The sequence below is a fragment of the Providencia sp. NPDC089933 genome, from assembly GCF_049545585.1.
Classification (GTDB): domain Bacteria; phylum Pseudomonadota; class Gammaproteobacteria; order Enterobacterales; family Enterobacteriaceae; genus Providencia; species Providencia huashanensis.
Genome location: NZ_JBMWDT010000014.1, coordinates 54,103 through 68,004, shown reverse-complemented (window position 1 = coordinate 68,004; position 13,902 = coordinate 54,103). Strand labels below are relative to the sequence as shown.

Sequence of the window (13,902 nt, the reverse complement as noted above, 5' to 3'; positions counted from 1 at the left end):
TATGACAAAAGTTTCTCTAAATAATTCGTGTTGTAGGCAGGCGGCAAAGTCGATAAGACCCTAGGAGCATACATAAGTATGTGACTAGGGCGAAGAGACGAAGCCAACACCCCTACAACGCGAAGTATGACGAGAAATTACACTTCTTCCATCTTCCCTAACAAAGTACGCAACCTTTCCTGCCATGCTTGCTGCTCTTGTTTGAGTTGTTCATTTTCTCGCACTAAAGACTCAGTACCTGACTTTGTCGTTTCTAGTTCTTGGCTTAGTGCACCATTTTTATCTTTTAATTCATCAATTTCCATTTGTAACAACGTGATTGTATCAATCGCTTGTTGAACTTTGGACTCGAGTTTCTCAAATACTTCAAATGACATTTGTTAGGTCTCCCTTATCTGCTTTTACACGATTGTAAGTAGCATGATCCCCTGTGTCCAGTTCCTTCCATCTGAATACTAATAACCATTGATAAAAAATACTGGTCAGATCACACCATAAAGGTCGAACTCGTCACTATTTTTGGTTGTTTTCTTTCGCTTTAGTGATGTAACACACATTTTTCAATTTCGATATTTCTCGTTTATGTTCTTTAACGATAAATTTACAGCTAATGATTTTCGATTAGAAAGTCTTAACTAAAAAAACATTACAATAATTTTCATTTTCGTAGGATAGAAACATATGAGCCAAATGACGACTACATCACTCACTGGTCAGTGTATCTCAGAGTTTTTAGGCACTGCACTGCTAGTATTTTTCGGTTTAGGCTGTGTTGCCGCAGTTAGGATTGCAGGGGCGCAACTTGGTCTCTGGGAAATCAGTATTATCTGGGGCTTCGGTGTTGCCTTAGCCGTTTATCTTACAGCGGGAACCTCAGGTGCTCACTTAAACCCTGCGGTGACCCTTGCACTATGGCTATTCGCTTGTTTTGATAAGCGCAAAGTGATCCCTTATATCATCGCACAAATGCTAGGTGGCTTCTTTGCAGCGGCATTAGTCTACTCTATGTATTCCCCCGTTTTTTTCGATTACGACCAAGTTCACCATATTATTAGGGGTACACAAGAAAGCTTATTTACCGCAGGGGTATTCTCTACCTACCCTGCACCACAAATCAGCGTTCCTCATGCCTTCTTCATTGAAGTGGTTATTGCTGCCATCTTAGTGTGTTTAATTATGGCGCTAACTGATGATGGTAATGGCGTACCTCGTGGCCCACTTGCTCCACTATTAATTGGTATTTTAATCGCAGTTATCGGCGGTTCATTTGGTGCACTAACAGGGTTCGCCCTCAACCCTGCTCGCGATTTTGGGCCGAAAGTTGTGGCTTATCTTGCAGGCTGGGGTGACATCGCGCTCACAGGTGGCCGTGATATACCGTATTTCCTTGTACCATTGACAGCACCTATTGTTGGTGGTCTGCTAGGGGCATTCGCCTATCGTAAACTTATTGGTCGCCACCTACCGTGCATGGTATGTGAAGAAGAGACCAAAACAGAAAAGTTATCCGTTAAAAACACCAAATCTTCGGAACAGGCTTAAATTATGACGACAGAAACCACTATTGCGAAAAAATATATTGTCGCACTTGACCAAGGCACAACCAGTTCACGAGCGGTTGTACTCGACCACGATGCAAATATTATTAGTATTTCACAACGTGAATTCACACAAATTTATCCTAAGCCAGGCTGGGTAGAACATGACCCTATGGAAATTTGGGCATCACAAAGTTCGACCTTAGTTGAAGTTCTTGCCAAAGCAGATATCCGAACTGATGAAGTCGCTGGGATTGGCATTACTAATCAACGAGAAACGACTATTGTCTGGGAGAAAGCAACAGGTAAGCCTGTTTATAATGCGATTGTATGGCAATGCCGCCGCACAGCTGACTTTTGTACTCATCTCAAACAAAATGACCGTGATCTAGAAGAATATATTCGCCAAAACACAGGCCTTGTCGTTGACCCTTACTTTTCCGGCACAAAAGTTAAATGGATTTTAGACAACGTAGAAGGGGCTCGTGAACGCGCAGAAAAAGGGGAATTACTGTTTGGAACCGTTGACACATGGCTAGTTTGGAAAATGACACAAGGCCGTGTCCACGTCACCGACTATACCAACGCATCCCGTACTATGATGTTTAATATCCGCAACCTAGAATGGGATGATAAAATTCTTAAAGCCCTAAATATTCCACGCGCCATGCTCCCAGAGGTTCGTCCATCATCAGAGGTTTATGGCCAAACCAATATTGGGGGGAAAGGTGGAACGCGTATCCCAATTTCAGGAATGGCGGGTGACCAACAGGCGGCGCTGTACGGCCAACTGTGCGTCAAGCCTGGCATGGCGAAAAATACCTATGGAACAGGCTGTTTCTTGCTGTTAAATACCGGAGAAACCGCGGTACGCTCTAATCACGGCTTACTAACGACCATAGGATGTGGTCCGAAAGGTGAAGTGAACTATGCACTTGAAGGTGCGGTTTTCGTCGGGGGCGCTTCCATTCAATGGCTACGCGACGAGCTAAAATTAATCGATGAAGCGACTGACTCCGAATATTTTGCCACTAAAGTGAAAGACAGTAATGGTGTCTATGTCGTTCCTGCTTTTACAGGGTTAGGAGCCCCTTATTGGGACCCTTATGCGCGAGGAGCAATTTTTGGCTTAACCCGTGGTGCTAACCGTAATCACATTATTCGCGCAACGCTAGAATCTATCGCCTACCAGACTCGTGACGTACTTGACGCAATGCAAGCAGACTCTGGCGAACGTTTAAAAGCACTACGTGTTGACGGTGGTGCTGTCGCCAATAACTTCCTAATGCAATTTCAAGCGGATATTCTCGGGACCCCTGTTGAACGCCCAGAGGTTCGTGAAAGTACAGCACTAGGTGCTGCTTATCTTGCAGGGTTAGCCGTTGGTTTCTGGAATGACCTTGATGAACTACAAAGTAAAGCGACTATTGAGCGTGTCTTTAAGCCTGGTATTGAAACGACAGAACGTAATTTCAAATATGAAGGGTGGAAAAAAGCAGTAGCACGAGCTCAAGAGTGGGAAGACCGTGGTTAATTATTGCCACTAACACTTTATTGTTTTTTAAGGCGGTGCTTCGGCACTGCCTTAAACGATTAACTGATATATTGTGTTTGGCAGTAAACTGAATAGTTTTTGAAAATAAACGAGGAAAATCAATTTATTGACTTTCGAATGGTGAGACAAGGCAGGGAAAACCAATTAGCTAATAAATAGAAAGCCAATAATCAGACTAATAATAAATTAGAAAGCCCATATGAGTTTATCTAAAATCACCTTGAACTACATGTATTATTACTTATTCTTTCAAGGAAAATGGGTATGGAACACCTCAAGAAACCTACAAATTATTTATATAAACTAACCACATCTACGCTTGTTTCAGAACAAATACAGCAAAAAAAACTACAGTTTGGCTATTATAAACAAAACAGCCGAGTAGCAATAATAAAAAACGATTCTGACTTAATTCGTGGATTAAAAGAAAACCCGCGCCAATCTACCACCAGCCAAGCTACTTTTACTTTTTTCAATTGGTTAATGAATTCGCCGCGTTTATCCGGTGGAAACAAGCCCAATTATGTACTGAGCACCGTTGAACAGTTTCAATTTTCAGGCTCTGAATTCCACCCCAGCCATAATTTATTTGTTGATAGCTCTAATTCACCAACTAAATGGCAAGAGGGGGATGCACGTGCCGCAGACCAAATCGCAGACCTCTTATTACCCAGTGGGCAATGGCACCGCCACTATGATACGGTCGTTGTTTCATCTAGCAGTAATGATAAACAAGTCGAGCTACTACGCCATTACCTCGAATTGACTGGCGGTAGCTTACTCATCATTGAAAATGACGATGTTCCCCCCTCTCCATCAATGCAAAAATTTATCAATGAGCTTTCATTAATTGATGTTAATGATAAAAACAGTGCAAAAACTGAAAAAGAAAATAATGCGCCACAAGGAATATTAGTTAGCACTTACCAAATTAAAGGTAAAAATGATATTGAAAAAAATACCCATATCATTTCCAATTTTTCGCAGCAGAACTCGGTAATTACCGAACAAACTTACCGAACTGGTTGGAATTATAGCGGGGAAAAAACGTTTACCGATTCAGGTGACTGGACCTTATACCTAGATACTTCATTATTACAGGAGTGCGCGACATTAAGCATAGGCTCAAGAGACATTCATATTATACCTTCGAATGAACATCAGGCTATCTCCCTTGGGCATATAGATAAAAATGGCACAATAAATTTTAGCATTAAGACAATTACAGAAACATCACCACCTAAATTTGACTTATTATATCGTTCAGGGCAATCACCAATAGAGCGTATTCCAGAAAGTGCCTTTAGCTATATCCAATCTAAGACTGACATAACCAAAACAAACAAAAATACACCGTCATTTAACCCACATGGCTTCCAACAAGTGGTTTCCTTACCTCATTCAGCGATCAACTCAATACTGTTAACAGATGAAACCCTTCAACAATCAGAATATTTTTCAATTGTCCTTAGCAGTGAACATCAAAATATAATTCTAAAATTAGATGACATCGCATTAATATCACGGTCTTCTTGGCCTGAATTAGCCCAAGAAATTGAAAATAAGATCAACCATCAACTGAGTCTATTATCCCACCCATTAGTAAAAGTCAGCTATAAAAATAACCAAATAATAATTGTTGGAGAAGGTATTTGCATTTCCCAATTTCAATTAAAAAGAAACGTGCCTGTTCCCTATGTTGATGTTCCCAATACCGTTTATAAAAAAATAGAAGATAATGCAATTATTCAATCCATTAGCATTGATAAAGACCAAATTAATAACTGGACACACCTTTCACTAAAACTCACGGATAAAGATAGCCATATTACTGAGATTTATCGTGAAGAGTTTAAACTGACAGAAACCCAATTCACCTCCCCTGAACAATTTGCACAATACCTGCAAGACTATATCCACCAGCACATTGATGATAGTGACATTCGTGTCAACTGGAATAAAAAGACATATCAGTTAAATATTACTGATTTACAAAACCGGAAGCTCGACCTCCTCCAATTTGGTTATCAAGAACAAATCCTCCCTATTGTTATTGTTGAAAACCCAACATCATCATTAGACCCTTTCATCGTAGGTGCCGTCACAGGCGATCTCCCTACAGATGAAAACATTGTGGAGTATCAGTTAATTGAAAAACCACAATTTGGCGACGTTTTGCTAGATGAGAGAACCGGGAAATGGCAATACCAGCCAGATAATCACTTTAATCACCACGGAGTAGAGCAATTTGATTTTGTTGCCGTAATGAAAAATGGGGATATCTCTGCCCCAATATCCGTTCAATTACAAATGGAAGCCCCTCCACTGGTTTCCATCCCTGGGAAAAAAACCTTTACCATCCAAGACCCTATCTATAATGAGCCCAGCCCCAAAAAACACCCTAAACCCCATGACATGCAAGTACATAATATTCAACTCGCACAGACTCACCTGCAGGCACCAGATACCCCCTATTTCTGTTTATCCGCCAACCGTTGGGCATTGGTTAAAGTCGATGTGACTAGTCAATCTTCCGCGAAATCACCTGATTTTGTCGCGATAGTCAGCACAAAGGAGGGAAAAGAACTAGGCCGAGTAAGGTTAGTGGGCCCCGAAAGGCTACCGCAAACGTTATTACCAATTCCCATAAAAATGAGTGTTCCTGCTAATGATTTGCATCATCAAAGCTATACCGCCCCATTAAAAAGCGAGTGGGTACAACCGGGGGTTAGAATTCGCATTTTAGCCGATAATACCCCGATTCTTATGCCTTATACCGAGGAAAATGGTAATTTCCAATTAAACGTAAAACCCAATCACTCAATAACCTCACATATCCATACTACTAGCCTTTATCAACAAGGGCATGGCACTTACACCTACTCCCCCCTAAGTTGGGGGATAGAAGCCGCCGCTAGGCTACCAATCAAACACTTTACTCTCTATAGTTACCCAGCTGTTTCGCAGTCCCCAGCACTAAACCCTTATATTAATGGCTACCTTACCACCCGTATTCTGTCAAACCCTAAATATGATAACCCCAAAGTAATTCCGCAATTTACCGCTTCACAGATTCATTGGGCATACATGAATAGCTCCAAATTAGCAAAATTAACCTCATTCAATTTTGAATTTCATTACTCCGCTATCGAGCCTTTAATACCTGATGGTGCTTTTTTCTGGTTGTTGGGGATAGCTTCACCCAATTATGGCGGGGGATTGGCAGATTCGGGGATTTTATGGCATGAAATATATGGCCATGGCTTAGGCTTACCGCATACTAATAATAAAGAAGTATACCCATTTAAGGAGTATAGCAATGGGGTAAACATTGCCTATGACCAACAACAGCAACGGTATATTACCTATAAACGGCTATCGGTTAACGGTGGTGTTACTGAGGTCAAGCCAGCAATGTACCCCACCTCGCCTATGGAACTCTTAGCCAATAACGATGCTTTTCTTCCTCACTCTGATTATTTCGTAGCAAAAATCCAAGATTTTCTCATTCAAAAAGCTCATCAAAACAAGTACTCTAAACACTATATTCAGCGTGATACCCCAATATATTGGCTACATAGGCAATTTACGCGAATGACGGATGGTACCCTTCATCCTTATAGTCGGCTGAATATCATCAAAACGATCGCTAGCACCATAAATGCCCCTCATGATGAATTCATCACAAAATCTCTTGATGATGACTACCAGGACTATTCATTCAAAGTTACTTACGCAACGCATCACGGCTTACTCTCTGAAACAAAAGATATTTTTATATTTGATAACCAATTGAACTTAAAAATTGCTGACAAGGGGGAATTGGTTAAACTGGAAGTTAAAGAAGCGGGCAACAAAGATGCAGCAAAAATCATTTTTCAATATAAAAACCCTGAATCACTGGCAAATCGTTTGTTTTCTAACAGTAATGGGCAAACGCTACCAGAAAAATTACAGCTAGATAATTATTGGCGTGGCACTAAGCTGTTTTGGTCTGCAACCGAACATGATTTGGTTAATGCTAAGACTGGTCAGGTAAATTTATCGCGTATTGATAAACATAGTAAACTACGCGCTAGCTGGGTCGAAAACGGCCAATTACACCAACAGGATTTTTCATTAAGTGACCCATTTGGTGAGGATGAAATACAACTAGCCATACATGAATTTAAGCCGATTAACCACCTTGATATTCAAGTAGATAAACGTTTTATTTCTAATCGCCAACTTAATGTCCCCTCAGAAAGAAACTTACTATCTGATGTACATATTCATCAACTGGTTAACATTAAACAACTTGGCCTAACTAATAGCGAACATACATATTGGGTAACACTACAGCTTTATAATGAGCAGGGTAGAATTGAAGAATATACACCAAAAGAACGCTGGTATCTTTCTGTAGACCAAGACATATTGACTATCAACGGAACCATCGACAGTACCCCGGGCTTAGAATTAGTTGGAATCAAAGTGTATATCGACCAACACTTGCAGGATAACGTGGCACCTAGCTCAATTTGGCTCTACCAAAACAGCATAGACCAATTGGCAGAAAATACCGCATTTGTAAATTATGACCGCCCAGTCGAATTTAACTCAATAGCAGAACAACCGGCGCTGCTATCAACAATTGATCAAAAGGATAACTTATCGCTTTTTCATGGAGCAACACTGCCACAACCTACGCAGATTGTTTCGCCTTTAATCGCCTAATCACCCAATAAACCTAACGGCACTGCCGCCTAATATTGCAAATAAAGTGGGACAACCTATCGTTTCCCACTTTATTTTATCCATTAAACAGTTCGTTCTGTATGACCCATCCGTTTAGCTAATGGCAGCCAACACAATAAAACCAGTATGGATGTTAAAAACATTAAAAGCCCAAGGCTAAACTGCCCATCCTGTGGTAACAATGCAGAGATCCATGTTGCAACCCCTGAACCTACATTTTGCAATCCCCCTACCAGCGCTCCGGCAGCACCCGCTAAATAAGGGAATGGCTCCATTGCCCCCGTTGTTGCTAAAGGAAATAGCATCCCAGCACCAAAGAAAAAGACGGCGGCTGGCACCAACAATGTCCATGTATTCATAATACCAAACCAACTTGGTAGCCACATCATGATACCTGCCAGCAGGCAAATTAATACGGCGTGCCACATCAGGTGATAAAAGGTTTTTCCTTCACGCCCTGCATACCAAGCACCAAAAAAAGCGGCAGGGATCGGCAGAATAAATAAAATGCTCACGGTGATACTACTTAACCCCAAAACTCCCCCCATTAATACACCGCTACTCGACTCAAACACGGCTATCCCTGCTAACGCGCCTATCAGCATTGCTAAATACGATAAAAATGAGCCGTTTGATAATAGCGCTCGGTATGAATCAACCATTCTGTGTTTTTCAGGCGAAACTGGGCGGGTTTCAGGTAGCCAACGGTACATACTTAATAACACTGATGCACCTAAGATAAACAGGAAAATATAACAGGCATGCCACCCCCAAAAATGGGCTAATATACCACCAAACATGGGTGCCAATAATGGGCTAACTAATACCCCCATATTTAATAAACTATTTGCATAGCGCAACGCAGTGCCTTTATATAAATCACGCGGCATGGTCCTCGCCATCACACCAGCTACGCCAGTACCTAGCCCCTGTAAACCGCTGGCAACTGTTAATGTCGTCAAGGTTGGAGCAAAAATCGCCAAGATGGTGGAAAATAAGAAAATTGTCAAACCGAACAAAATAACAGGTCGGCGGCCAATTTGGTCGGACAACGGACCATACAATAACTGTGAAAAACCATAAGAAAATAAATAAGCGGCCATTACCTGCTGAACAGCCCCGGAAGGCTCATTAAAATACACCGCTATTTCAGCTATCACAGGGACATAAATAGTTTGTGTCATTTGGCCGACAGCCGCTAATGCAATTAACATTAATAACAGATTGAAATGTTCCAGCTTTCTCATTTTTCTCTCAAATATATCAAAACCCCGGATAGACAATCCGGACACACAATAACGCTGTATTATTTAAAAATAATACAGCGACTATTTAGACATTAAATTATCAATATTTAATTGTTGTTCTGCGCTTTAAACCTGCTTCAGGTAAATAGCAAACAACAGATTTTGTCCTACTGTGATTAAGATAACAAAAATTACCCTTTATTCGTAGTAGCAGTACATTTTAGTTTATTTAACAATGGCAGTAATATTCGCCAACACTGTCAAGATAACTGTACATTGAAATTGAAAATAAGCCATATTTAAGAATAAATCACTGGGACACATTATCGATAAGCATAAATAGTGAACTGATTTAGTATTAAATCCTAATGATCCATTCCCTAGCTAATTCATGTAATCAATATGTCGTTTTAGTTAGTTTATTTTGAAATACTAAGAGGTGGAATTTATGGCAAATTGGGTAACTGGGAAAGTCATTGAAGCCAAATTTTGGACTGATGCATTATTTAGCCTTGTCATTGAGGCGCCAATTAAACCTTTTACAGCCGGACAATACGCTAAATTAGCACTGGAAATCGAGGGAGAAAGAGTTCAACGAGCCTATTCCTACGTTAACGCACCGAGCGATAACCGGCTTGAATTTTACTTTGTGATTGTTCCTGGAGGGAAATTAAGCCCACAACTTGCAAAATTAAAGCCTAACGATACCTTACAAATCACGGATGAAGCTGCCGGATTTTTTGTCTTGGATGAAATACCAGAATGCAAAAATTTATGGATGCTTTCAACCGGAACTGCCATCGGGCCGTTTTTATCCATCTTACAAGAAGGTAAAGACTTAGCGCGTTTTGATAATATCATCTTGCTACATGCAGTACGTTTTGCAAAAGATTTAAGCTATTTGCCTCTCATGAAAGCTTTAGAACAACAATTTCATGGGAAAGTTAAGGTTGTCACTGTCGTGAGCCGTGAACAGTGCTCAAACTCTCTCCATGGGCGTGTCCCCGCTCTCATTGAAAGCCATGCGCTAGAGAATGCAGTGGGTGTAACCCTTTCTCCTGATACCTGCCATGTCATGTTATGTGGTAACCCTGAGATGGTAAGAGATACGCGCGAAATGCTGAAAAATAGCCACGGGATGGTTAAGCACCTGCGCCGAAAACCCGGCCATATTTCTAGTGAACAATACTGGTAAACAGGCCCAATGGACCCGCAACATTAGCAATCATGTAAAAGTACTACCCTGAGAGATGCTCAGGGTAGTTTTGGCTCCATAGCCTCACGCTATAGATACTCAACGGGTTCTGTTTTCTCACCATACTGATTCGCACTTTCCATTCCCAAAAAAGCGCCGCAATCTAAAACCATGATCATGGTAATTAGCAAAGGTAAAAAACGGCCTATTCCCCATTGCCATATCGGCTCAAATTGGCTGACATCTATCGAAAACAGGACAAATGCGAGTACGATTAACCCGAACCAGCCCCCTGACTTACCTCGGTCATGTAAACGCTTCACAAAAATCGCTGCTAGGGGATAAAGTAATACAATAAAGAAAACTAAAGAGAATATTTCAGGCAATAAAAATACATTTTGTAATAGTGCAACAGCCGTTATTAAAATAAAAGTGGCGGCAATACCTACCCAAAATGGCCGGCGACCGATACGACCTTTGAAGGAAAAAGCCCATTGTTGTAATGTCATTACCTATAATCCTGATACAATATGAAAACCCAAAGAATGAGTGTCAAAAAAATGCCCCAAACCTTATTTCGTTCTATATACGCCATCATAACCATTTTTGCGCTTAGTGTGCCACAATTGGTCTTGGCTCAGAAAGTGCCAACAATGCCAGATACCGACGTTGAAGTCGCCTATTTAGCTCCTGATGCCCCTTCTTTTGACCTCACCATTCCTAAATTGCGCAATCAATTTAACCAAACTTATAAAGATTTATATCTTCACGAATATAAAGTGATTGCCAGCCAAGACATTTCCGCACCTTATATTCGGGCAGCTTCTCGTATAAACCAATACATATACTCATCCGCGGTTTTAGAGCGTGGAAGCGAAAAAATTAAGAGCTTACAAATTACGCTACTCCCCGCAGAAAATAGCCAAGAAGCACAAGCAAACCAACAGTTAATGGAACGCTATACCATCGCAATTATCCACCAATTTGCCCCCGATGTCCCACTTGATAAAGCTCCTGAACTCACTGAGGCATTAAATAAAATTATGGCAGACAAAAACACAAACCGGGCTGAAGAAGCTCGCTTCGGGGTATTGAGGTATATTTTAGTAAAAAGTGACAATAATGTGCTTACTTTTGCTGTTGAACCGATTAAGCTAGAACAACAAACGCCCTAAACGGGTAGTGATCACGCTCTCAGAATAAGCATGATAAAAAGCAAAGCTATTATCATCTATTGTTCTTATAATACGAAAGGTGAATGGCGACAAAACTGTCACGTTGCGCGTACAACATCAGCGCGTAATGAATAACTTATTGATTAATCATTCAAACTCTCTGGTTGGAGGAAACAACATGCGACATCCATTGGTAATGGGTAACTGGAAACTAAACGGCAGCACCCATATGGTCAATGACCTGATCGCAGGTCTGCGTAATGAACTTAGCAGCGTTGATGGCTGCGATGTAGCAATTGCGCCACCAGCAATCTACCTGACTCAAGCTAAACATGCATTGGCAGGTAGCCGTATTGCATTAGGTGCACAGAACGTTGACGTTAACCTGTCTGGCGCATTCACAGGCGAAACATCTGCTGAAATGCTGAAAGATGTCGGTGCCAAGTACATTATTATTGGTCACTCAGAGCGCCGTACCTATCACAATGAAAGTGATGAATTTGTTGCTAAAAAATTCGCTGTATTAAAAGAACAAGGTTTAATCCCAGTTCTGTGCATTGGTGAAACAGAAGCAGAAAATGAAGCAGGTAAAACTGAAGAAGTCTGTGCTCGCCAAATCGATGCTGTACTGAATTCATTAGGCGCAGAAGCATTCGAAGGTGCAGTAATTGCTTATGAACCAATTTGGGCTATCGGTACTGGTAAATCCGCAACTCCAGCCCAAGCACAAGCAATTCATAAGTTTATCCGTACTCATATTGCGAAAAAAGATGCTGCAATTGCTGAGCAAGTGATCATCCAATACGGTGGTTCTGTGAATGCAAGTAATGCTGCTGAGTTATTTACTCAACCAGATATCGACGGCGCTTTAGTTGGTGGTGCATCACTAAAAGCTGACGCATTTGCAGTCATTGTAAAAGCAGCAGCTGAAGCGAAAAAAACTAAATAACCTTATTAGGTTATTCATGTTTATTCTTAACCGCCATTTATTGGCGGTTTTTTATTAGATAATAGTTATATTTAATGGAATATATTAAATACTTTCTAATACTTTTTGTTCACATAATAAAATATAGCTTTAGATTTAAAACCTGAAGTTATTTAAATTTAAAATAATTAAAATTAATCTTCAAATTAATTAATAAACAAATGATTAAGAAAAACCAGAGAGCATAATTAAGACAACATTCAAATATAAACAAAGTAAAAATAAAACCATTAAAATCAATTGACTATATAGATTTACTCTTTTACATTACAAATATCATCCCTCATAAATCAAATAATAACAGTAGACTAAAAATAAAATATAATTCAGATTTATCCAACTTAAAAAATCAACAATGATTATTCATCTCATCATAAAGGATAAATATGAAATATATAGTTAGTCTAATTTATAGCATCATAATTATATTCCCGACTATTTGCTTTTCTGAAAAAAAACAGGATGCTTGGCATATAAAAACCAATGTTTATCTAGAAATAGAAGAATATCGCGGTCAACGTGATGCATTCAACAATAAAGTCTACGACAAAATCAGCACTGTTGGGAAATTAAAGCTAACCAACCCCGCATCAGACTGGCATTTTGCTCTAGAACACAGGGAATCATTAAGAAACCATGGGCGTAATTTTAGCCCATCTCGGGACGCTTATATTCGCAACCGAACCCAATTTGATATCACAAAGAAATTGGTTAAATCAAAACAATCTGATCTCGACCTTAGCTTCCGCTATCGTAAAGAATCCAATGACTCTGCTCCAGACACCAAAGCTCGCTCATCAAATCGCTTATATGCATTAACTCCATCAGGTAACTATTATTTTAACGATAATTTGTCATTTAATTTTTGGCTTTCTTATCTTTACTATAGTAACTATTTTAATTCCAATAGTTATGAAGCAGAAACAGAATATGGTATCACTTATCAACATTCCGATGCATTGAAAGCCAAACTAACCGTTTATATAGATAAACTATGGGATAACAGTTTCAGTGACCGGTTTATACAGTCACAGCTTCGGGCATATTTTCCCATTACTCTTAATGACAATTGGCAGTTTACACCTTACTTTCGCTACTATTTAAGCGAACACACTTATGATGAAAACCATTACTTAACGCAAAAAGCTAAAAATGGTTTCCGAATTGGTGCTGATGTGGAATACCATGTTACTCCCTCATTAACGTTATGGGGAGGTGCCGCTTACGAACCCACTACATGGCAATATTCTAAAAAGAATGACATCACCTCTGGCGATAATAATAAACAAATACTCTATCTTGGAAAAATTGGGGTAAAATATACTTGGTAACCCTTAATTCATAGGGCTTAGTTATTTTTTATAGAAAAATAAGCCACGTTGCTTTTATATGTGGCTTTAATATTTTTGCTCGCCATTTACTAATTTTATAAAATTAAATCAAATAAAAACCAAATTGCCCGATGAA

Annotated in this window: 10 protein-coding genes; 7 read left to right on the top strand and 3 right to left on the bottom strand. The window is 39.9% G+C overall.

From position 1 onward, the window contains the following. Positions 1–137 precede the first annotated feature (137 nt). The gene (gene zapB / locus ACPEH5_RS18135; protein ID WP_042846676.1) at positions 138–377 is read right to left on the bottom strand and encodes a cell division protein ZapB; all 240 of its coding nucleotides are present in this window, start codon (positions 375–377) and stop codon (positions 138–140) included. A gap of 304 nt (positions 378–681) precedes the next feature. Here zapB and ACPEH5_RS18130 point away from each other — a divergent pair, with 304 nt between their 5' ends. From ACPEH5_RS18130 to ACPEH5_RS18120, 3 genes are all read left to right on the top strand, one after another. After that, positions 682–1,542, top strand: coding sequence for an MIP/aquaporin family protein (locus ACPEH5_RS18130; protein WP_042846677.1), 861 nt, complete (start codon positions 682–684; stop codon positions 1,540–1,542). A gap of 3 nt (positions 1,543–1,545) precedes the next feature. Continuing rightward, positions 1,546–3,072, top strand: coding sequence for a glycerol kinase GlpK (glpK, locus tag ACPEH5_RS18125; protein WP_042846678.1), 1,527 nt, complete (start codon positions 1,546–1,548; stop codon positions 3,070–3,072). Between the two features lie 285 nt (positions 3,073–3,357). After that, entirely contained in the window at positions 3,358–7,809 is a 4,452-nt protein-coding gene (locus ACPEH5_RS18120; protein ID WP_281111258.1) for a hypothetical protein, read from the top strand. Positions 7,810–7,892: 83 nt separating this feature from the next. Here ACPEH5_RS18120 and emrD read toward each other — a convergent pair whose 3' ends face one another. Further along, a complete protein-coding gene (gene emrD, locus ACPEH5_RS18115; protein ID WP_048605741.1) occupies positions 7,893–9,077 on the bottom strand; it encodes a multidrug efflux MFS transporter EmrD in 1,185 nt (394 codons plus the stop codon). Between the two features lie 448 nt (positions 9,078–9,525). Here emrD and fpr point away from each other — a divergent pair, with 448 nt between their 5' ends. Continuing rightward, the gene (fpr, locus tag ACPEH5_RS18110; RefSeq protein WP_042846681.1) at positions 9,526–10,272 is read left to right on the top strand and encodes a ferredoxin--NADP(+) reductase; all 747 of its coding nucleotides are present in this window, start codon (positions 9,526–9,528) and stop codon (positions 10,270–10,272) included. An 89-nt stretch (positions 10,273–10,361) separates the two neighbouring features. Here the strand turns inward: fpr and ACPEH5_RS18105 are convergent, their stop codons facing one another. Beyond that, positions 10,362–10,781: a DUF805 domain-containing protein gene (locus ACPEH5_RS18105; protein ID WP_281111257.1), complete on the bottom strand. Its 420-nt coding sequence runs from the start codon at positions 10,779–10,781 to the stop codon at positions 10,362–10,364. 36 nt (positions 10,782–10,817) lie between these two features. On the opposite strand from ACPEH5_RS18105, the gene ACPEH5_RS18100 reads away from it, so the two are divergent. The 3 genes from ACPEH5_RS18100 to ACPEH5_RS18090 all read left to right on the top strand — a co-directional run bounded on the left by ACPEH5_RS18100 (position 10,818) and on the right by ACPEH5_RS18090 (position 13,766). Further along, a complete protein-coding gene (locus ACPEH5_RS18100; protein WP_181468839.1) occupies positions 10,818–11,447 on the top strand; it encodes a DUF1454 family protein in 630 nt (209 codons plus the stop codon). 178 nt (positions 11,448–11,625) lie between these two features. Continuing rightward, positions 11,626–12,396: a triose-phosphate isomerase gene (gene tpiA / locus ACPEH5_RS18095; RefSeq protein ID WP_042846683.1), complete on the top strand. Its 771-nt coding sequence runs from the start codon at positions 11,626–11,628 to the stop codon at positions 12,394–12,396. A 425-nt stretch (positions 12,397–12,821) separates the two neighbouring features. Next, a complete protein-coding gene (locus ACPEH5_RS18090; protein WP_131680474.1) occupies positions 12,822–13,766 on the top strand; it encodes an OmpG family monomeric porin in 945 nt (314 codons plus the stop codon). Positions 13,767–13,902: the final 136 nt, after the last annotated feature.